Source organism: Nonomuraea rosea (genome assembly GCF_039539705.1).
In the GTDB taxonomy this organism is placed as follows: Bacteria; Actinomycetota; Actinomycetes; order Streptosporangiales; family Streptosporangiaceae; genus Nonomuraea; species Nonomuraea rosea.
The window spans coordinates 45,895-71,769 of the sequence record NZ_BAABDQ010000022.1 but is presented as its reverse complement, the minus strand read 5'-3'; the positions used below and the strand labels follow the sequence as shown (position 1 = coordinate 71,769).

Genomic DNA, 25,875 nt, shown 5'->3' with positions numbered 1-25,875 from the left:
CTCCTATCCGTTCGCCGACGCCAGCAGGGCGACGCGGTCGATCTTCTTCGTTGGGGTGAGCGGCAGCTCCCGCCGTACCTCGATCCGGGAGGGGATCATGGAGACGGGCAGGTGGGCGGCGAGGTGGCGGCGCAGCGTACGTGTGGTCACCGCGCCTTGGACGAACAGCAGCAGGGTGTCGTCCGCCACGTGGGCGGCGGCCAGCTCGACCTCCGGGTGCTCCTGGGCGACGCACTCGATCTCGCCCAGCTCGATCCGGTAGCCGTTGAGCTGGACCTGCCGGTCGCGGCGGCCCGCGAAGTGCAGCAGGCCGTCCGGCCGCAGGCGGCCGATGTCGCCGGTCCGGTAGAGGCGGCCCAGCTCGGGGTGGTCGATGAAGCGCTCGGCGGTCAGCTCGGGGGCGCCGCCGTAGCCGATGGCCACGCCTGGGCCGCCGACGTGGATCTCGCCCTCCGCGCCGGGCGGAACCGTACGGCCGTCGGGGCCGAGCAGCTCGACGCGGTAGCCGGGCAGCGGGCTGCCGATCGGCACCGGGTCCTGGTCGGCGGGGGTGACCTGGCCGGCGGTGCACCAGACGGTGACCTCGGTGGGGCCGTAGAAGTTCCACACCCGGCCGGCGCGGGCGGCCAGGTCGGAGACGAGCCTGGCGGTCAGCGGCTCTCCCCCGCACACGACCTGCAGCTCGGTACGGCCCTTCGTCAGGTGCGGCAGGAGCCAGCGCCAGGCCGTCGGGGTGGCGTGGACGACGGTCACGCCGTGCCGCTCCAGCCAGGCCGTCAGCTTGGCCGCGTCCGTCTGGAGGGTCTCCGAGGTGACCAGGGTGACTCCGCCGCAGGTCAGCGGGAGGAGGATCTCCAGCAGGGAGATGTCGAAGGCGAAGGTCTGGTTGGCGGCGTACCGGTCGTGCGGGCCCGGGGCGAGCAGCGCCGACACGGCCGTCACGCAGTGGCGCAGCGAGGCGTGGCTCACCTGGACGGCCTTCGGCCTGCCGGTGGAGCCGGAGGTGAACATGACGTAGGCGCACTGTCCCTGGTCCGCGTCGCCCGTCGCCAGCCGGGCGGTTCCGCCCGGCGCGGGGAGGGTGTCCAGGAGGAGCGTCGTCCCGGCCTGCCGCTGCTGGTAGCGCAGGCGTTCGGGCGGCAGGGTGCGGTCGAGGGGTACGTAGACGGCGCCCGCCTGCCAGACCCCGAGGATCGCCGCCACGTAGCCGGCGGAGCGGGGCAGCGCCACCGCCACCGGGTCGCCCGGACGGACGCCGCGGGCTCGGAGGTGAGCGGCTACGGCGTTCGCGCGGGCGGCCAGCTCGGCGTAGGTGAGGGACTGGCCGGGGTCGAGCACGGCCGGCGCGTCCGGGGTGCGCGCGACCTGGGCGGCCACGTCGTGCAGCACGGTGCCGGGACTCATGCGGTCACCTCCACGGAGGACCATTCGCGGGACCAGGGCAGCAGCGGGATCGACGTCACTCCCGCCACGGGGTTGAGCACGGCCCAATGGGGGGCGTGGCCCAGTTCGTAGAGGCGGATCAGGGCGCTCGGCACGTCATCCGGTCCTGCGCAGCGGACGATGCGGGCCTTGCGTCCGCCCTTCGCGACTGTGTCCGCTTTGCCGGCGGCCTTGTCGGTGCCCTTCTCAGTGCCCTTCTCAGCGCTCTTCTCTGTGCTCTTCTCCAGGGCTCGGAGGTGGGGGCCGAGGCTGCCGGGGCCGATCTCGACGAAGGTCCGCACGCCGTGGTCGAGCGCGTACGAGAGCGCGTCGCCGAGCAGGCTCGGCCGGGCGAGCTGCCCCGCCCAGTGGGCGGCGTCCAGCGCCTTGCCGTCCACCGGCCCGCCGGTGAGCGTGGACACGAGCGTGACCAGGCCATCCTGCGGGGTCAGCCCGGCCAGCGCGGCCTCCAGCTCGGGTGCGGCCTGGGCGGCCGGCTCGCTGTGGGCGGCGGTGGCGGGGCCCAGCTCGGCGCAGGGCACGCCGCCGTCGGCCAGCGCCGCTCGTACCCGGGCCAGGGCCACGGGCGGGCCGGCGATCACGCAGGTCTGGGGGCTCTCCACGGCGGCCACCGCCAGCCCGGGGCCCGTCCGCCTGCACAGGGCCTCCGCCAGCCGGGCCGCGAGCCGTACGCGCAGGGCGTGCGGGATTGGCAGCCCGGCGAGCAGCCGGGCGCGCCCGGCTGCGACGTCCTGGGCGTCCGCGGCGGACAGCGCGCCGCTGTAGTACGCGGCGGACAGCTCACCCACCTCGTCGCCGATCACCATCTCGGGCACGATCCCCGCACGCCGCAACACCTCGGCCAGCTCCGCCCCCGGCAGCCCTTCAGCGGAAGTCCCGAGCAGGGTGGGCTCGCCGGTGAACACCAGGGCGAGGCCGCCCGTCACGGGCCCGGACGGTGGGGTGGCGACCAGGTCGGTGAGCGCGCGTTCGAGCTCGGCGGCCAGGTCGGCGGCGTCGGTCCCGGATACGGCGAGCCGGTAGGCGTGGTGGTCCCGGCGTGCACCCGCCGTGTGGCAGGCCGCGGCCAGGTCGAGCCCCGGCTCGACCAGCAGGTCCCGCCACCGCTCCGCCAGCTCGCGCAACGCCTGCGGGGTGTGCGCGGAAAGCGGCAGGTAGCGGCGTGACCGCACGGCCCAGCGAGCGGGCGACGGCGACGCGACACCCCCGGAAGCGGCCTCGGCGGTGGCACCGGATGCAGATGCGGCCCCAGAGACGCCGCCGGAAGCCCAGGCGACCTCAGCCGTGGAAACGACAGCGGCCGCGGAGGACGGTGCGGCCTCGCCGGGCGACGGGGCGGCGGGGTGGGAGGGGGGCGTCTGGAGGATCAGGTGGGCGTTGGTGCCGCCGAATCCGAACGAGCTGACCCCCGCCAGCCGCCCGCCCCAGCGCTCGGCCCGGGTCAGGACCCGGAGCCCGCCGGCGTCCCAGCCGAAATCCTCAGCCGGGTGATCGGCGTGCAGGCCCCCGGGAAGCACGCCGTGGAACATCGCGAGCGCCACCTTGGCCACCCCCGCCGCCCCAGCGGCCGCCTCCAGGTGCCCGAGGTTGCTCTTCAGCGACCCGACCCGCAGCGGTTCCAGCCGCTGGGCCGTCCCGAGCACCTCCGAGAGGGCGCGCAGCTCCATCAGGTCGCCGAGCCGGGTACCGGACCCGTGCGCCTCGACGTACTCCACCTGCCCGGGAGCCACACCGGCCGACCGGCAGGCCGCCCGCAGGAGCCTGACCTGGGCGGGAGCGCTCGGCGACATGAGGCCGTTGGTCCGGCCGTCGCTGTTGACCGCCCCGCCCCGGATGAGCGCGTAGACCCGGTCACCGGCCGCGAGCGCGTCCGGCAGCCGCTTGAGCGCCACCATGACCGTGCCCTCGGACCGGCCCATGCCGTCGGCGCCCGCCCCGAAGGACTTGCACCGGCCGTCGGGCGCGAGGACGCCCGCTGTGCGGAAGCACCGGCCGATGTCGGGCGACAGGACCGCGTTGACGCCGCCGGCGAGCGCCACGTCGCACTGTCCCGTTCGCAGGGCGAGCGCCGCCTGGTGGATCGCGACCAGCGACGACGAGCACGCCGTGTCGATGGCCATCGAGGGCCCGTGCAGGTCGAAGACGTAGGAGATGCGGTTGGCCGCCACGCTGTGCGCGGTGCCCGTCGGCGTGTACGCGTCGGGCGCCGGCCCGCCGGAGAACCGGCCGACCAGGTAGTCGTTGCTGCTGATGCCGACGAAGACCCCGGTGGAGGTGCGCGTCACGTCGGCCACGCGCAGGCCCGCGTCCTGCAGCGCCTCGTGCGCGACCTCCAGCACCATGCGCTGCTGCGGGTCCATGGCCGCCGCCTCCCGCGCGTTGATGGCGAAGAACGCCGGATCGAACGCCTCCACCTCCGGCAGGAACCCGCCCACGCCCACACCGGGCTCCGACCAGCCCTCGTCCCGTTCCGCCCGGGCGGCGGGCACGGGGCCGACCAGGTCCGCGCCGGACGTGAGCAGCTCCCAGAGCTCACCGGGACCGTCGGCGCCCGGCAGGCGGCAGCCGATCCCGACGATCGCCACGGGCTCGGCGACGAGGCCGCCGTCCCCGCCCATTCCGCCCATCCGGCCGAAACCGCTCCGGGTCCCGCCGACGCCGTCGAAGGCACCATGGCGGGTCCCGGTGTCGCCGGATGTGCCGGGGTGGGCGCCGGGGTAGGAGCCGGAGGTGCCGAGATGGGTGCCGGTGTCGCCGGAAGTGCTCGCCAGTGCCGGGCCGCCCACCACCCCCTCCAGGTACGCCGCCAGTGCCCGCGCCGTCGGGTGCTCGTAGAAGGCGCTGTTCGGCAACGTCGTCCCGGTGTGCTCGGCCAGCACGCCCGCCAGCGCGACCGCGTCGTAGGAGCCGATGCCGTAGTCGATGAACAGCCGGTCGGGATCGACCTCGGCCACGCCCATCCGCTCGGCCACCAGCCCCAGCAGCAGGTCCAGCAGGTTCATCGGCCGGCCGCCGCGGGAGCGAGGCCGGGCAGCGCGGGCGACACCCAGCCGGCCAGCAGCGGGAACTCGTGGGCCAGCAGCATGGCCAGGCTCGCCCGCCGCCTGATCTTGCCGCTCGTGGTCTTCGGCACGCTGCCCGGCTCGACGAGGAAGACGCCGTCGAGCAGCACGTCGTGCTCCCTGGCCACGGCCAGCCTGATCTCGGTGACCAGGTCGGCGAGGTCGGCCGTGCCGTTCCTGACCTCGGCGACGACCACCGCCGCCTCGCTCTGCGGCACGTCGCCCGTCGGCTCGGCGGAGAACGCGGCGGTGCAGCCGCCGCGCACGGCGGGGCTGAGCTGCTCGATCGTGTACTCGATGTCCTGCGGGTAGTGGTTCACCCCGTTGACGACGATCAGGTCCTTGTGCCGGCCGACCACCGCGACGCCGCCCCCGGCCATGATGCCGAGGTCGCCGGTGCGCAGGAAGTGTTCCGGCCGTCCGGGCAGGCGGGCGTGGAAGGTCTCCTCGGTCGCGTCCAGCCGCTGCCAGTAGCCGGCGGCCACGGACGGGCCCGACACCCAGATCTCGCCGACCTCCCCGGGCGCGCGGGCCTGGCCGGTCTCCGGGTCGGCGATCGCCACGGTCATGCCGTCCACCGGCCGGCCGCAGCGGATGTAGGGGCGCTCGCCCACGTGGACGACCGGGTGCGGGTCGGTCCACCGCTGGGTGGTGACGACCAGGGTCGCCTCCGCCATCCCGTACGCGAACCGCATGTGCTCGGGCCGGAACCCGGCCCGGGCGAATCGTTCGGTGAACCGGCTGATCGTGGACTCCCTGATGGGCTCGGCCCCGTTGACCGCCACCCGCCAGGTGCTCAGGTCCAGCGAGTCGAGCTGCTCGTCGGTGATCTTCCGCGCGCACAGCTCGTACGCGAAGTTGGGCGCGTACGCGAGCCGCCCGCCGAAGTCGCTGATCGCCCGCAACCACGTGTACGGCTGCGACGCGAACGCCTGCGGCGACATCTTGACCACGTGCGCCCCCCAGAACAGCGGGGAGACGAGCGAGCCGATGATGCCCATGTCGTGGTAGAGCGGCAGCCACGACACCGTGGTCGTCTCCCGCCCGGCGCCGATGGCCTTGCCGACGGCGGTGGCGTTGTGCACCAGGCCGCCGTGCGTCACCATGACGCCCTTGGGGTGCCCGGTGGAGCCGGAGGTGTACTGGAGGAAGGCCAGGTCGTCCGCGCCGGGCAGCGCCCAGTCCCAGATCGCGGGCCCGGTCAGCAGGTCGTCGAAGCGCAGCCAGCCACGGAACCCGGGCAGGCCGCCGAGCAGGTCGCCCTCGGGAGGCGGCATGGGGGTGACGGCGTAGGCCGCGCCGGAGTCCTCGGCGATCGAGGCGATCTTCGACCAGGCCGACCTGAAGTGGGCGATCGACGGCATGTACACCGGCACGGGGATGGCTCCGGCGAGCATGCAGCCGTAGAAGACCGGCACGTACTCCATGGACGTGGGGCAGGCGAGCAGCACCCGCCGGCCGCAGGCGTCCAGCTCGGTCAGCCGGGCGGCCACCTGCGCGACCTTGGTGGCCAGCTCGGCGAAGGTCCACTGTCCTGACCCCTCGCGGCCGAGCACGGTCAGCGCGGGCCGCTCGCCGTAGTCGGCGGCGGTGTCGAGCAGCGTGGACAGGATCGACGTGGGCGTCATGCCACACCTCCGATGTGGTCGTTGAGAAGCTCGTCCAGGAGGGCGTCCACCTGGGCGTCGGACAGCGCGTCCAGCGGGTCGCCGGGGCCGCTCTCCGCTGCGGGCGCCGCGCCCAGGTGCGGCAGGATCCGCCCGGCCAGCTCGCCGATCGTGGGACCGTCCAGGAAGGCCGTGGTGGACAGGCGGACGCCCAGCCGGGATTCGACGAGGTTGCGCAGCTCCACGGCCATGAGCGAGTCCAGGCCGAGGCGCGTGAGCGGCAGCCCGGGGTCGATCGCGGCGGCCGACGTGCGCAGCACGCCCGCCACCCAGCCGGTGAGCACGCCTTCCAGCTCGTCCGGGGTGGAGATCCGCAGCGGTCCCGTGCCGTTCCGGTCGCCGCGCAGCTCCGCGAAGACCGACCAGCGCTCCTGCCCGGGGTTGTGCGCGAACCAGTCCGGCAGGCTGAGCGGGATCACCGCGACCTGCGCGGGCCGCTCGGCCAGCACGCCGTCGAGCACCCGCAGGCCGGCGGCGGTGTCGATGCCGCCCATGCCGCGTTCCGCGAGCCGGCCGGCCCTGTCGGGGGTGGCGGCCAGGCCGATCTCCGACCACGGGCCCCAGTCGACGCTGGTGGCGGGCAGTCCCTGGGCGCGCCGCCAGTGGGCGAACCCGTCCAGGAAGGCGTTGGCCGCGGCGTATCCGGCCTGGCCGCCGGAGCCGAGCAGCCCGGCGGCGGAGGAGAAGAGCACGAACAGCTCGACGGGGTCGCCTTCGGTGAGGCGGTGCAGGTTCCAGGTGCCCGCGATCTTGGGGCGCAGCACCTCGCGCACGGCGGCGAGGTCGGTGGTGGCGAGCGTTCCGTCGCGCAACAGGCCGGCCGCGTGCACGATTCCCCTGATGGGCGGCCCCTGGGCGCGCAGGGCGGCGAGCGCGGCGGCCAGCGCGGCCTCGTCCGCGACGTCCACGGCCAGCACGGACACCTGGGCGCCGGCCGCGCGCATGCGGGCGACGGCGTCGCGGGCCGTCTCGTCCGGGGCGCGCCGGGAGAGCAGGGCCAGGTGGCGGGCGCCGCGATCCACCAGGCGCTCCGCCGCGGCCAGGCCGAGCCCGCTGAGGCCGCCGGTCACGACGTGGACGCCGTCGGGGCGCAGCCGGTCCTCGTCGAAGGTGAGCACGATCTTGCCGAGGTGCCGGGCCGAGGCCATGTGGCGGAACGCGGCCGCCGCCTCCGCCGCGGGGTACGCGGTGACGGGGAGCGGGCGCAGCGTGCCGCTCGCCACGCCGGCCACCGCCTCGCGCAGCAGCTCGCCGGCCAGGTCCGGGCGCAGCCGGCCCAGGGAGAAGGCCTCCACCGCGTGGAACGACAGGCTCTTGGCGAACGGAGCCAGCGGCAGCGGCCGGTTGTCCGCGATGTCGCGCTTGCCGAGCTCCACGAACCGCCCGAACGGCGCCAGGATCCGCAGCCCCTCGTCCACCGACTCCCCGGTCAGGCAGTTGACGACGACGTCCACGCCGGCGCCGCCCGTGACGTCGAGCACCTGTCCGGCGAAGTCCGTGCTGCGCGAGTCGAACACGTGGGTGACGCCCTGCGCTCTGAGCCAGGCGCGTTTGCGCTCGGACCCGGCGGTGGCCAGGACCTCGGCTCCCGCGCGCCGGCACAGCTCCATCGCGGCCTGTCCCACCCCGCCGGCGGCGGCGTGGATCAGCACGCGCTCGCCGCGTTCCAGCCGGGCCAGGCGGCCGAGGCCGTACAGGACGGTGACGTAGGCCGCGGGGAGCGTGGCCGCCGTGGTGAGGTCGAGGGTGTCCGGGACGGGGGCGACCAGGCGGGCGTCCACGGTGACGTACGACGCCATCGTGCCGATCCCGGCGGCCAGCGCGACCACGCGAGTGCCCTCGGGCAGCCCGGTCACGTCCGCGCCCGCGGCGTCGATCTCGCCCGCGCACTCCAGGCCGAACACCAGCGGCCCGTCCTGCTGGTCCAGCATGCCGAGGCCGCGCAGCACGTCGTTGAAGTTCAGGCCGGTGGCGCGCACCCGGATCCGCACCTCGCCGGGTCCCGGTGCGTGCGCGATCGGGCCGCCGGGCTCGCGCAGGCGCAGGGCGCCCAGGTCGCCCTGGGCCGGCTGCTCGATCCGGTACGGTCCCGCCGGGCGGGCGGGGCGGCGGGCCAGGCGCAGCGCGTACGGCCGGCCGTCGCGGTAGGCGGCCTCGTTCTCGTCGGGCAGCTCCCACAGGTCCGGGAGGCCGGCCGCGTCCAGGTCGACGAGGGTGCACCGCAGCTCGGGGTGTTCGTGCCTGATCGTGCGGGCGAGTCCCCATACGGCGGCCTGGGCCGGCTCCACGGGGTCGCCGGCCTCGACCGGCTGGGCGTGCGTGGTCACCACCCACAGCCGGGGCGGGTCCTCGCGGGAGATGAGGTCCTTGGCCAGGAGCAGCAGCGCCTCGATCGCCTCTTCCGCCTCGTGGTCCCGGTCCACGTGGTGCACGACGCCGTCGAAGGGCGTGCCGGCGCCCGGCTGGACGGGGGTCCAGCGGGGCACGTACATCCAGGCGTCGGAGGGGGCGGCCCTGGCGATGCGGCGCAGCCGTACGTGCTGGAGGGCCAGCAGCACCCGGCCGCCGTCGTCCAGGACGTCGATGTCCATGAGCTCGCCGTCCATGAGCTCGCCGTCCGCCCGCGCATGCGCCCACCGGGCCGCGCCGAGGTTCCCCAGCACGGAGACCCGGCCGACGCCCTGCGGCAGCAGCAGGTCCTCCTGGCCGTCCCCGGTGGAACGGCTGGCCAGCGCGGGCGCGACGGCCTGCAGGCAGGCGTCGAGCACGGTCACATCCATCCGATACGGCTCCGCGGGCGGCCCGGCCGCCGGCCGCAACCGCGCCAGGCACTCGGACTCCCCCGCGTACGCCTCCTCGATGCCGCGGAAGGCGGGCCCGTACTCCATGCCCCGGGCCGCGAACCCCTCGTAGAGCGCCGTCACGTCCACGGGCTCGGTGCACCGGGCCCGCAGCGCCGCCAGCCCGGCGGCGGCGGACGGTACGGGGTCGGCGCGGCGGGCGGTCGTGATCCGCTCGCCGCCGGCCGCGAGCGTGATCAGGTCCTCCCGGACGTCGGCGCGCAGGAGCTTGACCTCGTCCAGCACCAGCGGGGCCTCGAAGACCACGTCCGCCAGCCCGTCGCCGTACGCCAGCGCCGCCGCGAGCTGCCCCGCCGCCGGAAAGACGGCCGTGCCCTCGACCCGGTGATCCCCCAGCACGCCGTCGCCCGAGAGCCGGGCGGCCCGCAGCTCGGCGAGGGACGCGGCGAAGGTGCCGGGATCCTCCTTGTGCAGGGACGGCAGCAGCCGCGCGGGTGTGTCACGCAGCCCGGACAGCAGCGTCGGATGCGGGCTCAGCTCCACGAAGGTGTCGTGTCCCGCGGCCAGCAGCTCCCGCACGACCGGCCAGAACAGCACCGGCTCGCGCAGGTTGCGGCACCAGTACGCGGCGTCGAAGGCCGCGTGCTCCCGCCCGGTCACCGTGGACCACAGCGGGACCCGCGGCTCGCCAGGACGCAGCCCCTCCAGCGCCGCCCGCAGCTCGGGCAGCAACGGCTCGACGTGGTGGCTGTGCCCGGCCACGTCGGCGTCGATCAACCGGCAGAAGACGTCCTCCCAGCGCAGCTGCGCCACCAGCGCGTGCACCGCGTCGTGGTCGCCCGACACCACCGTGGTGGACGGCGCGTTGGCCGCGGCGACGCACACCCGGCCGCCCTGCTCGGCGGCGACCGCGGCGGCCTCGCCCCACGGCAGGCCCACGACCGCCATCGCGCCCGACCCGCTGAGCCGCCGGTAGAGCGCGCTCCGGGCGGACACGACCGCCGCGGCCTCCGCGAGCGTCAGCGCGCCGGCGACGTGCGCGGCGGCGACCTCGCCCAGGCTGTGCCCGGCCACGGCCGACGGCACGACGCCCCGCGACTCCCACAGCCTGGCCAGCCCCACGTGCAGGGCGAACAGCGCGGGCTGGATCACGTCGATCCGATCGGCGCCGGCGTCCCCCGCCAGCGCCTCGGTCACCGACCAGCCGAGATGCGGCGACAGGGCCTGCTCGCAGTCGCGGACGGCGGCGGCGAAGGCCGGCTCGCGGTCCAGCAGGGCCCGTCCCATGCCCGGCCACTGGGAGCCCTGGCCCGGGAAGAGGAAAACGACACGATTCATACCGCAAAGCGTCGTCACCGGCCGCCGCCACGTCGCCCGTCTCAAGGGGTGACAGGCACCTGGCCGGAAGGCGGGGTCGCGGCGGCGATCCTAGCCGGGGGACGAATACCGGCGGGCGGCCGTACCCGGGATCGTCCTCGACTGTGGACGAAGAATTCGGCTCTCTCAGCTCCGCCTTTCACGAGCAGGTCCGGCGGCGGCCGCACGCGGTCGCCGTCACCGACGGGCCCGACTCCGTGACCTACGCGGACCTGGCCGCCTGCGTCTCCGGGATCCGCGCCTCCTTCTCCGCGCTGGGGCTGGCACCCGGCGAGCGGGTGGGGATCTTCATGCGGCGCTCCTGGAAGGTCGTCGCCGCCATCGTCGCGGTGGTCGGCCACGGCTGTACGTACGTGCCGCTCGATCCCGACTATCCGGCCGAGCGGGTGCGTTTCATGGCGGGCGACAGCGAGCTGCGCGCCGTCTGCGCCGATCCCGGCGCCTCCTGGCCGTTCGACGATCTTCCCCGGGTCGAGGTGACCGGGGCGGGCGCGCCGCTCGTGCCCCCGGTCGCGCGCTCCCCCGAGATCCCGACCCACATCATCTACACCTCGGGCTCCACCGGCCGGCCGAAGGGCGTGGCCACCCCGGAAGGGGCGGTGCTGGAGCTGTTCCGCTCGGCGCGCGAGCGTTTCTCCTTCAGCTCGGGCGACGTGTGGAGCTGGTTCCACAGCCACTGCTTCGACTTCTCCGTCTGGGAGATCTGGGGCCCCCTCCTGTACGGCGGGCGCCTCGTCGTCATCCCGCCCGACGTCGCCCGCGACCCGCGGCGGCTGCTCCAGACCCTTGCCGGCACGCAGGTCACCGTGCTCTGCCAGGTGCCGAGCATGTTCAAGTACCTCGCGTGGGCGATGGAACAGCAGCCGGCGCCGCTGGCGCTGCGCTATCTCGTCTTCGGCGGCGAGGCCATCGACCGTGACACCATCCGCCGCTGGATGGACGTCGCCGGCGGCCACGAGGAGATCGTCAACATCTACGGCCCCACCGAGACGACGGTGTTCGCCACCTGCACGGTGGTCGACCGGCGCACGGTGCTCGACACCTCCTCCCCGACCAACATCGGGCGCGCGCTGCGCCACGTCAGGACGGCGGTCGTGGCCGGGGACGGCCGGGTCGCCGCGACCGGCGCGGAGGGCGAGCTGTGGGTCGGCGGCACGGCCCTGGCCGCCGGGTACGTCGGCCGTCCCGAGCTGAACGCAGAACGCTTCCCCGTCTTGGACCTGGGGGACGGCGAACGCCGCTGGTACCGGACGGGCGACCTGGTCAGGCAGCTGGCCGACGGGTCGTTCGCGTACCTGGGCAGGATCGACTCGCAGGTCAAGATCCGCGGGTTCCGCATCGAGCTGGGCGAGATCGAGTCCGTGCTGCGCGGCGTGCCCGGCGTGACCGACGCGGCCGTGGCCGTCCACACCCCGCCGGGCGGCGAGCCGCTGCTGGCCGCGTACCTGGTCGGTGATCCGCCGGCGGCGCGCGAGCTGCGCGCGCTGTGCGGCCGCAGCCTGCCCGCGCACATGATCCCCGCGCGCTTCCGCACCGTCGCCGAGCTGCCGCTCAACCCGAACGGCAAGCTCGACAGACTCGCCCTGGAGGGAACCCGATGATCACCTCGATCCGCGACGCCGTGCTCGGCGGCGAGAGCGATCCCGCCGCGTTCGCGGCGCTGGCCGTGCCGGAGTCGTACGCGGCCGTCACCGTCCACGCCGACGAGAGCGACATGTTCGAAGGTCTGCCCGGCGACGACAAGGATCCGCGCAAGTCGCTGCACCTGGACGAGGTGGCCACCCCCCAGGTGGGGCCGGGCGAGGCGCTGGTGGCCGTCATGGCCTCCTCGGTCAACTACAACACCGTCTGGTCGGCCATCTTCGAGCCGGTGCCGACGTTCTCCTTCCTGCGCAGGTACGGCAGGCGCAGCGAGCTGGCGCGCCGGCACGACCTGCCGTACCACGTGCTCGGCTCCGACCTGTCGGGCGTGGTGCTGCGCGTCGGCGCCGGGGTCAGCGCGTGGCGGCCGGGCGACCGGGTCGTCGCGCACTGCCTGTCGGTGGAGCTGGAGCGCCCGGAGGGCCACGACGACACCATGCTCGACCCCGACCAGCGCATCTGGGGCTATGAGACCAACTTCGGCGGCCTGGCCGAGCTCGCCCTGGTCAAGGCGAACCAGCTCATGCCGATGCCCGCCCACCTCACCTGGGAGGAAGCGGCCTGCTCCGGCCTGGTGAACTCCACCGCCTACCGCCAGCTCGTCTCACGCAACGGCGCGAACATGAAGCAGGGCGACACCGTGCTCATCTGGGGCGCCTCCGGCGGGCTCGGCTCGTACGCCACCCAGTACGCCCTGCGCGGCGGCGCCACCCCCGTCTGCGTCGTCTCCTCCCCGGAGAAGGCGGAGCTGGCCAGGCGCGCGGGCGCCGAGCTGGTGATCGACCGGGTCGCCGAGGGCTTCTCCTTCTGGCACGACGAGCACACGCCGAACGTCGGCGAGTGGCGCCGCCTCGGCCAGTGCATCCGCGACCTGACCGGCGGCGACGACCCGGACATCGTGTTCGAGCACCCGGGCAGGGAGACGTTCGGCGCCAGCGTGTACGTCGCCCGCCGCGGCGGCACGATCGTGACCTGCGCCTCCACCACCGGGTTCCTGCACTCCTTCGACAACAGGTACCTGTGGATGCACCTCAAGCGCATCATCGGCACGCATTTCGCCAACTATCACGAGGCGTGGCAGGCCAACCGGCTGGTCGCCAAGGGCCGGATCCAGCCCACGTTGTCGCGCACCTATCACCTCGACCAGACGGCGGACGCCGTCCACGACGTCCGGCGCAACGCGCACCAGGGCAAGGTCGGCGTGCTCTGCCTGGCTCCTGAAGAGGGCCTCGGAGTACGCGACGCCGAGCTCAGGCAGCGGCTGATGCCGTCCGTCAGCCCGTACCGTCCGCGGCTAGGAGACCTGACATGAGCTCCACGACCATGGAAGCCGGGGTGCCGCTGCGCGGGAACCACCCCCTGGAGATCTGCGTCTTCTGCGGCGCCGGGCAGTGCAACTCCCCGGCCATCGTGGAGACCGCCAGGCGGACCGGCAGCCTCATCGGCCGGCGCGGCTACCGCCTGCTCTACGGCGGGGGCGGCTCGGGGCTCATGGGCGAGGTCGCCTGGGCCGCCGCCGAGCAGGGCGCGGCCATCCGCGGCGTGATCCCGCACTTCATCTACGAACGTGAGCGCGCCGTCGCCGCTCCCGCGCAGGAGATGCACGTCACCGACACGCTCTACAAGCGCAAGGAGCACATGCTGCGCAGCGCGGACGCCTTCCTGGCGCTGCCGGGCGGGTTCGGCACGCTGGACGAGATCCTGGAGGTGATCTCGGCGACGTACCTGGGCGTGCACGCCAAGCCGATGATCATCATCAACCCCGAGGGCGTCTGGGACGCCTTCATCGACCTCGTGGACACGCTGCGCGGCCTCAACCTGATCTCCGGCGCCGCTCCCGCCTTCCACACCGCAGACTCCCCCGAGGAGGCCATGGAGCTCGTCGAGCGCCTGGTCGTCCCGGTGGCCTGACCCCGGGAGCACGGTCATGGACACAAGAGCGCCGAGGTCGGCGGCGGACAAGCGGGCGCTGCTCGCCGACCTGATGCGGGCGGGCGCAGCGCCCTTTCCCCTCTCGTACGGGCAGCGGTCACTCTGGTTCATGGACCAGGTCAGGCCGGAGGCGGGCGTCGCCTACAACATGCCGTTCGCGTGGACGGTCCACGGCGCGGCCGACCTGGAGGCGCTGCGCCGCGCCTTCGACTGGCTGACCGAGCGGCATCCGATCTTCCGCACCACGTACGCCCACGTGCGCGGCACGCCGGTGCAGCGGGTGAGCCCCACGGGCCGGGCCGCCTTCCGCGTGCTCGACGTGGACGCGGGCCAGGACGTCGCGGCCCTGCTCGACGCCGAGGCGCGGCGGCCCTTCGACCTGGCGCGCGGGCCGGTGTACCGGGTCACGGTGGTGCGCGCGCCCGGCCGGCCGCCCGTGCTGCTGTGGGTCACCCATCACATCGCCATCGACGGCTGGTCGCTGTTCCAGCTCCTGGAGGAGCTCGGACAGGCGTACGCGGCCTTCGCCGGGGGCGGCACTTCCGGCGCTTCCGGCGCCCTCGGCATCCCCGGTGTCTCCGGTATCTCCGGTATCTCCGGTGTCTCCGGCGCCCTCGGCGTCCCTGGCGCTTCCGGTGTCCCCGGGGTGCGCGCGCCGGGGGCGACGTACGCCGACCATGTGCTGTGGCAGGCGGCCATGCTGGCGGGGCCCGAGGGGCGGCGGCTGGAGCGGTACTGGTCCGGCCTGCTCGGCGACCGCCCGCCCGTGCTCCGCCTGCCGGCCGACCGGCCGCGACCGGCGGACCAGAGCTTCAACGGGGCCGCGCACGCCCTGCGGCTGGACTCCGCGCTGTCGGCGGCCGTGGCCGGGCTGGCCGCCGCGTCGGGCACCACCCTGTACACCGCGCTGCTCACCGGCTTCCAGCTCCTGCTCGGCAGGGCGGCCGGGCAGGACGACTTCCTGCTGGGCACGTGGGCGTCGGGCCGCAGCCGGCCGGAGTTCGCCGGCACGGTGGGGTATTTCGTGAACCCCGTGGTGCTGCGGGCCGACCTGTCGGGCGATCCGGGCTTCGCCACGGCACTCGGCCGTGCCCGCGGCTCGGTGCTCGACGCCCTGGACCATCAGGACTACCCGTTCCCGCTGCTGGTGGAACGGCTGGGCGTGGAGCGGGACCCGAGCCGGTCGCCGCTGTTCGACGTGGCGTTCACGTTGCGCGCCTCGCAGCGCGGCGAGATCGAGCGGGCCCGTTCGGGGCACGCCTCACCCCTGGGAGCCGCCGCGCCCGGCGAGCGCGGCATGCTGGTACGGCTCGGGGATCTGGAGCTGACCACGTTCCCGCTCGGGCAGCGCACGATCCGCTTCGATCTGGAGATGGAGCTGATCTCCGGCGGGGAGGGGACCTCGGGGCTGCTGCGTTACAACACCGACCTGTTCGACGCCGGGACCACGGCCTGGCTCGCCGGCAACTACGTACGGCTCCTCGCCGACGCGGCCGCCCATCCGGAACGACCGCTCAGCGCCCTCGACTGGGCCCCGCACCCCCGCCACGCGACCCTCCGCAAGCCGGCCGCTCCCGCCCCCGACGCCGAGACCCGGCCCGCTGCCCCCGGCTCAGCACCGGCATCCGGTGGCGAGGTCCGGCCGAGGGCGGGGACGGACGTGGGTGGGTCCGGCGGTGAGGTGGCTGAGCTGGTCGGGGTGGTCATCGACATCTGGACGCGCGTGCTCGGCCTGGACGCCGAGGAGATCGACCAGCATGCCGACTTCTTCTCCTGCGGCGGCCATTCGCTCGCCGCCGTCCAGGTCGCCATGGAGCTGCAGTCGCGCCTGGGCGTACAGGTGTCGATCTCCGACATCTTCCACCATCTCACCCCGGCCGAGCTGGCCCACTGGCTCAGCACCCCCGCCGACTCCGGCCCGGTGCCCACGCCCAGGGAGCCCGGCGCCGACCACCCGCTCTCCTACGCCCAGGAGAGCCTGTGGATCCTGCACCAGCTCGCGCCGGAGAGCCTGGCCTACAACGCCCCCCACGCCTTCCGCCTGCGCGGCCCGCTCGACGTGGCGGCGCTGGAACGGGCGCTGGGCCGCGTCGTGGCGGGGCACGAGGCGCTGCGGACCACGTACGCCGCCACCAGGCAGGGGCCGGTGCAGCGGGTCGCGGAGCCGGTCCCGTTCGTGCTGCCCGTGGTGGACACCGCCGATCCGCTGGAGCGGGTCATGGAGGAGTACCGCAGGCCGTTCGACCTGTCGGCGGGCCCGCCGGTCCGCCCGATCCTCTACCGCGTCTCCCCCGTCGAGCACGTGCTGCTCTTCCTGGTCCACCACATCGCCTTCGACGGCTGGTCCGCGGCCATCTTCTGGCGGGAGCTGGGCGAGCACTACCGGGCCGCGGACGCCGGCGACCCGGCTCCGGCCGCGCCGCGGGTCCAGTGCGTCGACTACGCGAGGTGGGAGCGGGCGGCCCTGTCGGGCGAACGGCTCGACCGGCTCACCGGCTACTGGCGCGAACGTCTCGCGGGAGCGGACGGCCCGCCGCTGCCCACGGACTTCCCGCGGCCACGGCGGCCCAGGTTCGAGGGCGCGCAGCAGGTGTTCGACCTACCGGCGGACGTCCGTGAACTGTGCCTGGCCACCGGCACCACCCCGCACATGGTCTATCTGGCCGCCTTCCAGCTCTGGCTCTCCCGCCACACCGGCTCGCCGGACGTGGTCACCGGCTCCGTGGTCTCCGGCCGGGCCAGGGCCGAGGTCGCCGGGCTGATCGGCCACTTCGTCAACACCGTCGCCGTCCGCACCGACCTGTCGGGGGCGACGACCTTCACCGACCTGCTGCTGCGCGTGCGGAGCGGCCTCCTCGGCGCCTACGAGCACCAGGAGCTGCCGCTCTCGCTGCTCACCTCCCGGCTCGGGCTCGGCAGGCGGCAGCCGTTCGACGCCCTGTTCACCCTGCACGACCAGCGGCTGATCGAATCGGCCGATGACGGGCTGCCGGGCGTCTCGGCGGAGCGGCTGGCCATCCCGCTGGGCACCGCGCAGTTCGACCTGGCCCTGGAGGTCACCGACCTGGGGGGACACGCCCATGCGGTCCTCGAGTACGACACCGCGCTGTTCCGGCCGGAGACCGTGGCGACGCTGGCCGCCGACCTCCGGCAGCTGGTCACCGATGTGGTGACATGCCCGGACATCCCCCTGCCAGCCTGACGCGACCTGCCGACCCCAGCGGCCTGACGGCCCGACGACCCACGACCCGACGGCCGGGACGACCCCGACGACCCGACGACCCGACGACCCGACGACCCGACGACGAGGTGACCCCGATGCCCGTGCTTCATCATGCGGCCTCCTGGACGAGCGTCCCCGAGCCCCGGCCGCAGGCCGCCGTGCGGCTGTTCTGCCTGCCGTACGCGGGCGGCGGGTCCGTGGAGTTCGGCCAGTGGGCCGGCCTGCTGCCGGACTCCGTGGAGGTCGTGGCCGTGAACCTGCCCGGCCGCGAGCGCCGGATCAGGGAGACGCCGCGTACCAGCATGGACCAGCTCGTCCCCGAGCTCGCCGACGCGCTGGAGCCGCAGCTCGACCGGCCGTACGCGCTGTTCGGCTACAGCATGGGCGCCTGGGTGGCGTTCGAGCTGTGCAGGGAGCTGCGGCGGCGCGGCGTCCGGCAGCCGCGGGCGCTGCTCGCCGCCGCGGCCGCCCCACCCGACCAGCCGCGCGGCGAGACGCACTACGACGTCTCCGAGGCGCGGCTCGTCTCCTGGATGCGCCGGCTCGGCGGCAGCCACGGGATGCCGCTGGACGACCGGCGGCTGCTCGCCGTGGTGCTGCCGAGGATCCGCGCCGACCTGGAGATCACCGACACCTACCGGCACCGCGCCGAGCCGCCGCTGCCGTATCCCGTACGCGTCTACACGGGCGCGGACGACGAGGTCGTCTCGCCCGGCGCGGCCGGGCTCTGGTCGCGGCAGGCGGGCGGCGACTTCGGCTGCCGGGTCCTGCGCGGCGGCCACTTCTTCCTGCACGAGCGCCGCGCCGAGCTGCTCGCCTGCATCGTCAACGATCTGGAGGTCTGACATGGGCACCCACGTCGTGGTGATCAACCACGAGGAACAGTATTCGATCTGGCCAGGCGACCGCGCCCTGCCCGCCGGATGGTCGGCCACCGGGTACGCGGGCGACCGCGACGGCTGCCTGGCCCACATCGAGCAGGTGTGGACGGACATGCGGCCCAAGTCGCTGCGCGCCTCATGACCGTCACCGAGAGAGTCCGGCCCGGGGTGGACGCCGCGCGGCTGATGGAGCACATCGCCGCGCTCGCCGCCATCGGCGCGACGCCCGACGGAGGGGTGACGCGGCTCGCGTTCAGCCCCGAGGACGTCGCGGGCCGGGCCTACGTCACCCGGCTCATGGCCGAGGCGGGGCTCGCGGTCCGCGTGGACGCGGCCGGCAACCTGATCGGCACCCGGCCGGGCGCCGATCGGGGCGCCGCGACGCTCGTGCTCGGCTCCCACATCGACACCGTGGTGAACGGCGGAGCCTACGACGGCGCGTACGGCGTCCTCGCCGCGATCGAGGTCGCCCGCACGCTGGCGGAACGGGACGTACGGCTGGCCTATGGGCTGGCCGTGGTGGCCTTCTGCGACGAGGAGGGCGGCCACGGGACCATGGGCATGCTGGGCGCGCACGGCTTCGCCGGAGCGCTGCCGCCGGGGATCGCCAAGGTGCTCGACGACCGCGGCGTGCCCGTCGGCGACCTGCTGGCGGCGGTCGGCGGGGACGCCGGGCGGCTGCCCGAGGCCGCGTGGGCGCCCGGCGACATCGCCGCCTACCTGGAGCTGCACGTGGAGCAGGGCGACGTGCTCGAACGCCGCGGCGTGCCGATCGGCGTGGTCGAGAGCATCGCCGGGCGGGTCAACGTCTCGGTCACCGTCGAAGGCGTCGCCGGGCACGCGGGCACCACCTCCATGGGCCACCGTGCCGACGCGCTGGTGGCGGCCGCCCGCGTGGTCCTGGCCGTGCGGGCGATCGCCGCCGAGGAGGGGGTCGTGCTCCGGGCCACGACGGGCACGTGCTCCGTCGGCCCCGGGATGTGGAACGTCATCCCCGGCACGGTCCGGCTCGGCGTGGAGTTCCGCGACGTGTCGGCGGACCGGCTGGACGCGGCGATCTCCCGGCTGGGCCGGGCCGCGGGCGAGATCGCGGCGGCGGACGGCGTCACGGTCACGGTCGAGCCGGGCGCCCGTACCACGCCGGTGGACTGCGACCCCCGGCTGCGCGACCTGGTCGCCGGGGCGGCCCGCGACCGGGGGCTGGCGTACCACCACCTGCCGAGCGGGGCCGGCCACGACGCGCAGATCGTGGCCCGCGTCGCGCCGATCGGCATGATCTTCGTGCCGAGCCGGGGCGGGATCAGTCACGCGCCCGGCGAGCACACCGACCCGCACCACCTCGTCTGGGGCGCTGACGTGCTGCTCAGCGCCGTGCTGCGGCACGACGAGACACCGGTTGCCCGCGGGTAACCACGGCGATATCCGCGCGTAGGGGTGCCCCCGTAACTTCATTTCCAGCACGAGAAACGACAGACAAATCGTGACGGCGAATGAGGTATGAAATGACGAGACGGTTCCCCGGGACCGCGAGGATGATCGCGGTGTTCCTTCTGTGCGTCGCCGCGCTGGTCGTGACGCAGCAGGCGGACATCTCGACGGCCTTAGCCACCGTCATCGCCGGTGGCGGCCCTGGCTCCATCGGGCTCCCTGCCGGGACCGTTCCCGTGGTGCCCCCGGGCGGGACCGGCCCAGGCGGTGGCAAGGAGACCGACGACAGCACCTGGACCTGACGAGTGGCCTGACCCTACAGAGACGAGTGGCCTGACCATACAGAACAGCATGAGAGACCTGGCGGCCGGCTTCACGACAGCTCGGCCAGCAGCTCTCTGACCTGCCCGCACTCCTCGGCCTCCGGGTCGTCCCAGCAGGTCAGAGAGCTTTTCAGCGTTTCGGCGGCGGCGGCGACGTCCCCCTTGCGGGCGAGCACCCGCCCCAGCGCCGCCAGCGAGCGGAACCGCCACAGGCGGATGTCCAGGCTCGCGTAGATGTCACGGGCCGTGGACAGGTCGCGCACCGCCTCGTCGAGCCGGTCCTGCCGGGAGCGCAGCTCGCCGAGCGCCAGGTGCACGCGGGCCTCGACGAACCGCTCCCTGACCTCCCTGGCGATGAAAAGGGCCTCGTCGAGGCTCTCGGCGGCCGCGCGCAACCGGCCCTGCCGCAGCCGGATCTCGCCCAGCCCGCACAGGATGTACGCCTGCCCGATCCCGTCGAGCCGCTGCCTGACCAGGGCCAGGGCGGCTTCGCAGGCCGACTCCGCCTCCTCCAGCCGGCCCAGCCGCAGCAGTGTCTCCCCCAGCCGGTTCAGGATCTGGGCGCGCCCGCGCTCGCTGCCCAGCCTGGTGAACGCCTCCAGCGCCTCGGCCAGCAGCGTCCTGGCCAGCTCCAGGCGGTTCTGGTCGAGATGGACCTGGGCGATGCCGCCGAGCACGTGGGCCTCGGCGAAGTGGTCGCCGACCACGGCGAAGATCTCCCTGGCCTCCTCGTACCGCGCGAGCGCGTGGTCGAACCTGCCGTTGAGCCGGTCGAGCAGCGACAGGCTGCGCAGCACGAGGGCCCGCCCGAAGCGCTCGCCGATCCCCTCGAACAGCTCCAGCGCGGCACACAGCCGCTCGCCGGCCCGGTCCGGCGACTGCTGGAACAGGTGCATGCTGCCCAGCGAGCACAGCACCGCGCCCTCGCCCCTGACGTCTCCGGCGGCGCGGGCGGCGGCCAGCGCGATCTCGTGCGTGGTGCGCCAGTCGTCGAAGTAGCTGCGGGACTCGAACAGCGTCGTGGCCGTGACCGCCAGGTCCCAGCAGTGCTGGGTCAGGCCGAGGTCCGACGCCTGGGAGACCGCGCAGATGAGCGCGCCGCGCTCGGAGTCGAGCCAGTGCAGCGGGCGTTCGAGGAGCAGGTCCACGTCTTGGGGGCGCCAGCGCGTGACCGCGCCGTGCATCTGGGTGAAGGCTCCGCCGTACTCCCTGCGGTGGGCCTCCTCGGTCAGCGAGAGCCAGCCGGCCAGCGCGCGGCTCACGGCCTCCATCCGCTCCTGCTCGCTCTCCTCGGCCAGCGCGCGCTCCTTGGCGTACAGCCGGACGAGGTCGTGGAAGCGGTAGCGGACCTGGTCGGCGCAGTCCCTGCCGACGGCTTCGAGGAGTTGCGCGTCCACGAGCTGCTCGATCAGGTTCTCGCCCTCGATGTCGTCGATGTCGAGCAGCGCCGCGCCCACCCACGGCGCGAAGTCGGGCACCTCCAGCAGCCCGAGCCTGCGGAACATGCGCGCAGCCTCCGGGCTCAGGTCCCGGTAGCTCAGCGCGAACGTGGCCCGCACGGTGAGCTGGCCGTAACTGAGCTCGTCGAGGCGGCGGCGCTCGTCGGCCAGGCGTTTGACCAGGCGGGCGGGGGTCCAGTAGGAGCGGGCGGTCAGCCGGGCGCCGACGATGCGCAGCGCGAGCGGCAGGCCGTCGCACAGCCGCCCGAGCCGGGCGGTGGCGCCGGGGTCCTCGTCCATGACCGCGGGGTCGGCCACGCCGGCGAGCAGGGCGGCGGAGTCCGTGGCGCTCAGCACGTCGAGGTGCACCATCGTGGCGCCCTCGCGGGCGGTCAGATCGCCGAGCGGGTCGCGGCTGGTGACGATCACGCAGCAGTTCCCCGAGCCGGGTAACAGGGGTCTGACCTGCTCGATCACGCGGGCGTTGTCCAGCACGATCAGGAGCTGGCGCTTGGCGATCGTGGTGCGGAACTGGGCGGCCCGCTCGTCCAGCTCGTGCGCGATGCGGTCGCCGCCGACGCCCAGCGCGCGCAGGAACCGGTCCATCACCACGCCGGCGTTGAGCGGCTCGGCGTTGAGGTCGTACCCGCGCAGGTCCACGAAGAGCTGCCCGTCGGGAAAGAGGTGCGCGACGCTGTGCCCCCAGCGGACGGCCAGGCTGGACTTGCCCACGCCGCCGACGCCGGTGATCAGCGCGATCGTGAGCAGGTTCTTGCTGGCGCGTTCCTTCAGCAGGGCGTCGAGCTCGGCCTGCTCGTCGGCACGGCCGATGAAGTGCGGGATGTCGGCGGGGAGCTGCGCGGGAACCGTCCTGTGCGGGTCGGCGGCCGGGGGCGGGGCGTCGGCGGGGCGGGGCTGTTCGGGGTAGGCCGGTTCGAGCGCGTCGCGCAGGATGGCGTCGTGCAGGCTCTGCAGCTCGTTGCCCGGGTCGATGCCCAGCTCGTCCACCAGGAGCGTGCGGCCGGTCCGGTAGGTGTCCAGCGACTCCGCCCGGCGGCCGCCGCGGTATTGCGCCAGCATGAGCTGGGCGCGCAGCCGCTCGCGCAGCGGGTTGGCCTCGACGAGCGCGGTCAGGTCGTGGATCAGGTCCCCGTGCCGGCCCAGGGCGAGTTCGAGCTGGATGCGTTCCTCGGTGAGGGTCAGCCGCCGGTCCTCCAGCCTGTGCGCCTCGCCTTCCACGTACGTGCTCTCCACGCCCGCCAGCACGGGCGCCCGCCACTGGTCGCACGCCTGCCTGAACAGCTTCGCCGCCGTCTCCAGGTCACCCGCGCCCTGCGCCGCGCGGCCCTCGGCGGCCAGCCGCTCCGCCTCCAGGGCGTCGACCTGCTCGGGCCGGGCGTGCAGCACGTATCCGGGCGGGGCGGTGCCGAGCAGGTCGCCCGAGGCGCCGGCCTCGGCCAGCGCCCTGCGTAATCCCGAGATGCAGATGACGATCTGGTTACGCGCGGTAGGCGGCTGGTGCGGCCCCCAGATGGCCTCGGCGAGCCGCTCGATGGAGACGACCCTCCCCGCGTTGAGGATCAGCACGGCGAGAATCACGCGCTGGCGCAGGCCGTTGACGGCCAGTTGTCTTTCCCCCACGAAGACGGCCAGGCTACCGAGGATCCGAAACGACAGGCCGTTTGCCATGCACTACCCCCTGAGCCTGACAGACGCGGACCGTGTTTCCGTATCTTGATCATTTGGAGCGCGGCAAATCCGTAATCTCCCATTTGAGCACGGTTTGCGGGGATTGCCACCCCAGTTTTGCCAGGGGTGTCAGGAACCGTGGCGGCCACGGTACGTATTCGACGGGAGAGGCGGATCAGATGAAGGTTCTGTGCTTCGGAACCCGGAAGAGCGGTCCGCGAAAAGTGACAACAAGCGCGGTGGCCGGCGGAATTCCGCCGGCCACCGCTTCTCACCGCCCGGCGAACGCGCCGTTGGGGTCGGCTACGCGCTTCGCCGGGCGTCCCGCGACGTCAGCAGCCTGGCGCCACGGCGTCGATCTTGCCGCCGAAGTCGTCCTTGTAGACCCTGCGGTAGTCGCCGTCGCGCACGACGCGCGTCTCCTTCCTGTCGGGCACGTGGATCCAGTTGATGAAGCACCCGTTGGCGTGGGCCTGGAAGGATCCCACGTTGTCGTGCAGGGCGGGCGGCACGTCCACGTACCCGTTGCCGGGGTTCCAGCACCATGACGCGCCGGTGTAGTCCCGGCCGCTCCACAGGCAGATGTCGCCGGCCCGCATGCCCGCGGCCGGCGCGGAAGCCGAAGACGCGGGGGCGGCGAAGGTCATCATGACGAGTCCGATGGCGCCGGTGGCCATGGCGATCCGCATACCGCGCATTGTGGTTCTCCTCGTGTCTGTACCGGCCCCGGAGTCGTTCCAGGGCCGTCACAGCATGTAACAGAGCGAACACGTATCGCTGCCGCCTGGCGGCTACAAGATCCGGGACCCGGGGTTGGCAAGATCTGGCGTCCGCGTCATAGCGGACGGCGATCAGCCGGCACCGGCCCGCACCGGCCCGCACCGGCAAAATCATCTTTGCGCCGGAACCCGGTTGCCCGCCATGCCGGGCGGAACCGACATGAAGAGGGCGGCGAGAGGGGAACGGGATGGCGCGTTGCCTGGTCACGGGCGCTACCGGCTACATCGGCGGCCGGCTGGTCCCCGAGTTGCTGGCGGCCGGTCACGAGGTCCGCTGCATGGCGCGCTCGCCCGGACGGCTGCGCGACCTGCCGTGGGCGTCGCGGACGCGGATCGCCGAGGCGGACGCCACCGACCCCGTACGGACGCGTGCCGCCCTGGACGGCGTGGACGTCGCGTACTACCTGATCCACACGATGGGCGGCACCGGGCAGTTCGCCGAGAACGACCGCAGGGCCGCCGAGACGTTCGCGGCGGCGGCCGGGCAGGCGGGGGTGCGGCGCATCGTCTACCTCGGCGGGCTCGTCCCGGACGAGCGGCTGTCCCCGCATCTGCGGTCGAGGGCCGCGGTGGGCGAGATCTTCCTGCGCTCCGGCGTGCCCTCGGTGGTGCTGCGGGCCGCGGTGATCATCGGCTCGGGCTCGGCGTCGTTCGAGATGCTGCGTTACCTGACCGAGCGGCTGCCGGTCATGACGACGCCGCGGTGGGTGCGCAGCCGTACGCAGCCCATCGCCGTACGCGACGTCCTGCGCTACCTCACCGCGTGGGCGAGCGTGCCGGGCGAGGTGAACCGGGGGTTCGACATCGGCGGGCCGGACGTGCCCACCTACGCCGGCATGATGCACGGCTACGCCTCCGTCGCCGGCCTGCCCGGCCGCGTGATCATCCCCCTGGGCGTGCTCACCCCTCGGTTGTCGAGCCTCTGGGTCGGCCTGGTCACCCCGGTGCCGTCGGGCATCGCCCGGCCGCTGGTCGAGTCGCTGCGCAACGAGGCGGTCTGCCGCGAGCACGACATCGCCCGGTACGTGCCCGACCCCGCCGGCGGGCTGATCGGGTTCCGCGACGCCGTGTCCCTGGCGCTCAAGAAGATCAAGGAGGCCGACGTCGCCACCCGCTGGTCCTCGGCCTCCACGCCCGGCGCCCCGAGCGACCCGCTGCCCACGGATCCCGACTGGGCGGGCGGCAGCCTCTACATCGACCGCCGCAGCATCGGGGTGCCCGCGAGCCCGGAGGCGTTGTGGCAGGTCATCGAGGGGATCGGCGGCCGTAACGGCTGGTACTCGCTGCCCGGCGCCTGGGCGCTGCGCGGCCTGCTGGACCGGCTGGTGGGCGGGGTCGGGCTGCGGCGGGGGCGGCGGGACGCGGACCGGCTGCGGGTGGGCGACGCCATCGACTTCTGGCGGGTGGAGGAGGTGTCGCCCGGCCGCCTGCTGCGGTTGCGCGCCGAGATGCGGCTGCCCGGCCTGGCCTGGCTGGAGCTGGGCGTCGTACGGTCCGAGGGCCGTACCGTCTACCGGCAGCGGGCGATCTTCCACCCGCACGGGCTGCTCGGGCACCTGTACTGGTGGCTCATCTCGCCCTTCCACGGCCTGATCTTCGGGCGGATGCCGGTCAACGTGGCCGCGGCGGCGGTCCGTCGGCAGGCGGCCATGGACGGGTAAAGCTTGCCCACGGCGCGGTGAGTCCGATGGGCCGCCGGGTAGCCGACGACACGTGAGTCGTGACGGGGAATCGCAGTGGTTCGGCTTCGCCTTCGAGGAGCGGTACCGCCCGCTGCTCGCCGTGCTGGGCATCCGCCCGGACACGTGCCGGGTGACGCTGACCGATGAGCTGCTGCGGGTGCGGTTCGGGCCGTGGCTGGTGCTGTCGCCACGCGGCAACGTGGCCGGGGCGGAGCTGTCGGGCCCGTACTCGCCGGTGCGGGCGATCGGGGTGCGGATGTCGCTGGCCGATCGGGGGCTGACGTTCGGCAGCAGTACGGCGCGGGGCGCGTGCCTCCGGTTCCATCGGCCGGTGTCCGGCAGCGACCCCCTGGGCCTGCTCCGTCATCCCGCGCTGACGGTCACGGTCGACGAGCCCGACCGGCTCGTGCGGCAGATCAGCCCTGGCTGACAGGACAGGCGCGCTGACACGGGCCATCTGACCTGCGGTGACGCCGGATCACCCGGTGGGTGTGGGCGTGCTGTCAGG

Annotated in this window: 16 protein-coding genes; 10 read left to right on the top strand and 6 right to left on the bottom strand. The window is 74.0% G+C overall.

The window, feature by feature from the left end; translation table 11 throughout:
- Positions 1–3: 3 nt before the first annotated feature.
- Genes ABEA43_RS39185 through ABEA43_RS39170 form a run of 4 tightly spaced genes read right to left on the bottom strand, consistent with a single transcriptional unit; the run spans position 4 to position 10,311 of the window.
- A complete protein-coding gene (locus tag ABEA43_RS39185; protein ID WP_345570090.1) occupies positions 4–1,404 on the bottom strand; it encodes an amino acid adenylation domain-containing protein in 1,401 nt (466 codons plus the stop codon).
- Positions 1,401–4,445 (bottom strand): type I polyketide synthase, encoded by a 3,045-nt coding sequence (locus tag ABEA43_RS39180; protein ID WP_345570088.1) that lies wholly within the window; start codon positions 4,443–4,445, stop codon positions 1,401–1,403. The genes ABEA43_RS39185 and ABEA43_RS39180 overlap by 4 nt, the downstream gene beginning before the upstream one ends.
- Positions 4,442–6,133, bottom strand: a complete 1,692-nt coding sequence (locus ABEA43_RS39175; protein WP_345570086.1) for a fatty acyl-AMP ligase — start codon at positions 6,131–6,133, stop codon at positions 4,442–4,444. The genes ABEA43_RS39180 and ABEA43_RS39175 overlap by 4 nt, the downstream gene beginning before the upstream one ends.
- Positions 6,130–10,311 (bottom strand): SDR family NAD(P)-dependent oxidoreductase, encoded by a 4,182-nt coding sequence (locus ABEA43_RS39170; protein WP_345570085.1) that lies wholly within the window; start codon positions 10,309–10,311, stop codon positions 6,130–6,132. The genes ABEA43_RS39175 and ABEA43_RS39170 overlap by 4 nt, the downstream gene beginning before the upstream one ends.
- Before the next feature lie 143 nt (positions 10,312–10,454).
- On the opposite strand from ABEA43_RS39170, the gene ABEA43_RS39165 reads away from it, so the two are divergent.
- The 8 genes from ABEA43_RS39165 to ABEA43_RS39130 all read left to right on the top strand — a co-directional run bounded on the left by ABEA43_RS39165 (position 10,455) and on the right by ABEA43_RS39130 (position 19,757).
- Positions 10,455–11,951, top strand: a complete 1,497-nt coding sequence (locus tag ABEA43_RS39165) for an amino acid adenylation domain-containing protein (protein WP_345570083.1) — start codon at positions 10,455–10,457, stop codon at positions 11,949–11,951.
- Positions 11,951–13,303 carry a crotonyl-CoA carboxylase/reductase gene (ccrA, locus tag ABEA43_RS39160; protein WP_425570446.1) on the top strand — a complete coding sequence of 451 codons (1,353 nt, stop codon included), beginning with the start codon at positions 11,951–11,953 and terminating at the stop codon, positions 13,301–13,303. The genes ABEA43_RS39165 and ccrA overlap by 1 nt, the downstream gene beginning before the upstream one ends.
- Positions 13,300–13,902, top strand: a complete 603-nt coding sequence (locus ABEA43_RS39155) for an LOG family protein (protein WP_345570079.1) — start codon at positions 13,300–13,302, stop codon at positions 13,900–13,902. The genes ccrA and ABEA43_RS39155 overlap by 4 nt, the downstream gene beginning before the upstream one ends.
- A 16-nt stretch (positions 13,903–13,918) precedes the next feature.
- Positions 13,919–17,125: a condensation domain-containing protein gene (locus ABEA43_RS39150; protein WP_345570077.1), complete on the top strand. Its 3,207-nt coding sequence runs from the start codon at positions 13,919–13,921 to the stop codon at positions 17,123–17,125.
- A 116-nt stretch (positions 17,126–17,241) separates the two neighbouring features.
- Complete coding sequence (locus ABEA43_RS39145; protein ID WP_345570076.1) at positions 17,242–17,991, top strand: thioesterase II family protein; 750 nt, start codon at positions 17,242–17,244, stop codon at positions 17,989–17,991.
- 1 nt (position 17,992) lies between these two features.
- Positions 17,993–18,169, top strand: a complete 177-nt coding sequence (locus ABEA43_RS39140) for an MbtH family protein (RefSeq protein WP_345570074.1) — start codon at positions 17,993–17,995, stop codon at positions 18,167–18,169.
- Positions 18,166–19,437, top strand: a complete 1,272-nt coding sequence (locus ABEA43_RS39135; RefSeq protein WP_345570072.1) for a Zn-dependent hydrolase — start codon at positions 18,166–18,168, stop codon at positions 19,435–19,437. The genes ABEA43_RS39140 and ABEA43_RS39135 overlap by 4 nt, the downstream gene beginning before the upstream one ends.
- 92 nt (positions 19,438–19,529) lie before the next feature.
- Complete coding sequence (locus tag ABEA43_RS39130; protein WP_345570070.1) at positions 19,530–19,757, top strand: hypothetical protein; 228 nt, start codon at positions 19,530–19,532, stop codon at positions 19,755–19,757.
- Positions 19,758–19,828: 71 nt separating this feature from the next.
- On the opposite strand, the gene ABEA43_RS39125 is transcribed toward ABEA43_RS39130, so the two are convergent.
- On the bottom strand, positions 19,829–22,906 hold the full coding sequence (locus tag ABEA43_RS39125; RefSeq protein ID WP_345570068.1) for an AfsR/SARP family transcriptional regulator: 3,078 nt from the start codon (positions 22,904–22,906) through the stop codon (positions 19,829–19,831).
- 332 nt (positions 22,907–23,238) lie between these two features.
- The gene (locus tag ABEA43_RS39120) at positions 23,239–23,595 is read right to left on the bottom strand and encodes a peptidase inhibitor family I36 protein (RefSeq protein WP_345570066.1); all 357 of its coding nucleotides are present in this window, start codon (positions 23,593–23,595) and stop codon (positions 23,239–23,241) included.
- A 278-nt stretch (positions 23,596–23,873) separates the two neighbouring features.
- Between ABEA43_RS39120 and ABEA43_RS39115 the strand changes: the two genes are divergently transcribed.
- Together ABEA43_RS39115 and ABEA43_RS39110 are read left to right on the top strand one after the other, a co-directional pair.
- Positions 23,874–25,346, top strand: a complete 1,473-nt coding sequence (locus ABEA43_RS39115; protein WP_345570064.1) for an SDR family oxidoreductase — start codon at positions 23,874–23,876, stop codon at positions 25,344–25,346.
- 52 nt (positions 25,347–25,398) lie between these two features.
- Complete coding sequence (locus tag ABEA43_RS39110) at positions 25,399–25,797, top strand: hypothetical protein (protein ID WP_345570062.1); 399 nt, start codon at positions 25,399–25,401, stop codon at positions 25,795–25,797.
- Positions 25,798–25,875: the final 78 nt, after the last annotated feature.

What these genes read in the sequence shown, in the direction of transcription:
- ABEA43_RS39155 (WP_345570079.1), top strand. Translation starts at nt 13,300, where the DNA reads ATGAGCTCCACGACCATGGAAGCCGGGGTGCCGCTGCGCGGGAACCAC.
- ABEA43_RS39120 (WP_345570066.1), bottom strand. Translation starts at nt 23,595, where the DNA reads ATGCGGATCGCCATGGCCACCGGCGCCATCGGACTCGTCATGATGACC.
- ABEA43_RS39150 (WP_345570077.1), top strand. Translation starts at nt 13,919, where the DNA reads ATGGACACAAGAGCGCCGAGGTCGGCGGCGGACAAGCGGGCGCTGCTC.
- ABEA43_RS39175 (WP_345570086.1), bottom strand. Translation starts at nt 6,133, where the DNA reads ATGACGCCCACGTCGATCCTGTCCACGCTGCTCGACACCGCCGCCGAC.
- ABEA43_RS39145 (WP_345570076.1), top strand. Translation starts at nt 17,242, where the DNA reads ATGCCCGTGCTTCATCATGCGGCCTCCTGGACGAGCGTCCCCGAGCCC.
- ABEA43_RS39125 (WP_345570068.1), bottom strand. Translation starts at nt 22,906, where the DNA reads ATGGCAAACGGCCTGTCGTTTCGGATCCTCGGTAGCCTGGCCGTCTTC.
- ABEA43_RS39180 (WP_345570088.1), bottom strand. Translation starts at nt 4,445, where the DNA reads ATGAACCTGCTGGACCTGCTGCTGGGGCTGGTGGCCGAGCGGATGGGC.
- ABEA43_RS39170 (WP_345570085.1), bottom strand. Translation starts at nt 10,311, where the DNA reads ATGAATCGTGTCGTTTTCCTCTTCCCGGGCCAGGGCTCCCAGTGGCCG.
- ABEA43_RS39135 (WP_345570072.1), top strand. Translation starts at nt 18,166, where the DNA reads ATGACCGTCACCGAGAGAGTCCGGCCCGGGGTGGACGCCGCGCGGCTG.
- ABEA43_RS39185 (WP_345570090.1), bottom strand. Translation starts at nt 1,404, where the DNA reads ATGAGTCCCGGCACCGTGCTGCACGACGTGGCCGCCCAGGTCGCGCGC.
- ABEA43_RS39130 (WP_345570070.1), top strand. Translation starts at nt 19,530, where the DNA reads ATGACGAGACGGTTCCCCGGGACCGCGAGGATGATCGCGGTGTTCCTT.
- ABEA43_RS39115 (WP_345570064.1), top strand. Translation starts at nt 23,874, where the DNA reads ATGGCGCGTTGCCTGGTCACGGGCGCTACCGGCTACATCGGCGGCCGG.
- ABEA43_RS39140 (WP_345570074.1), top strand. Translation starts at nt 17,993, where the DNA reads ATGGGCACCCACGTCGTGGTGATCAACCACGAGGAACAGTATTCGATC.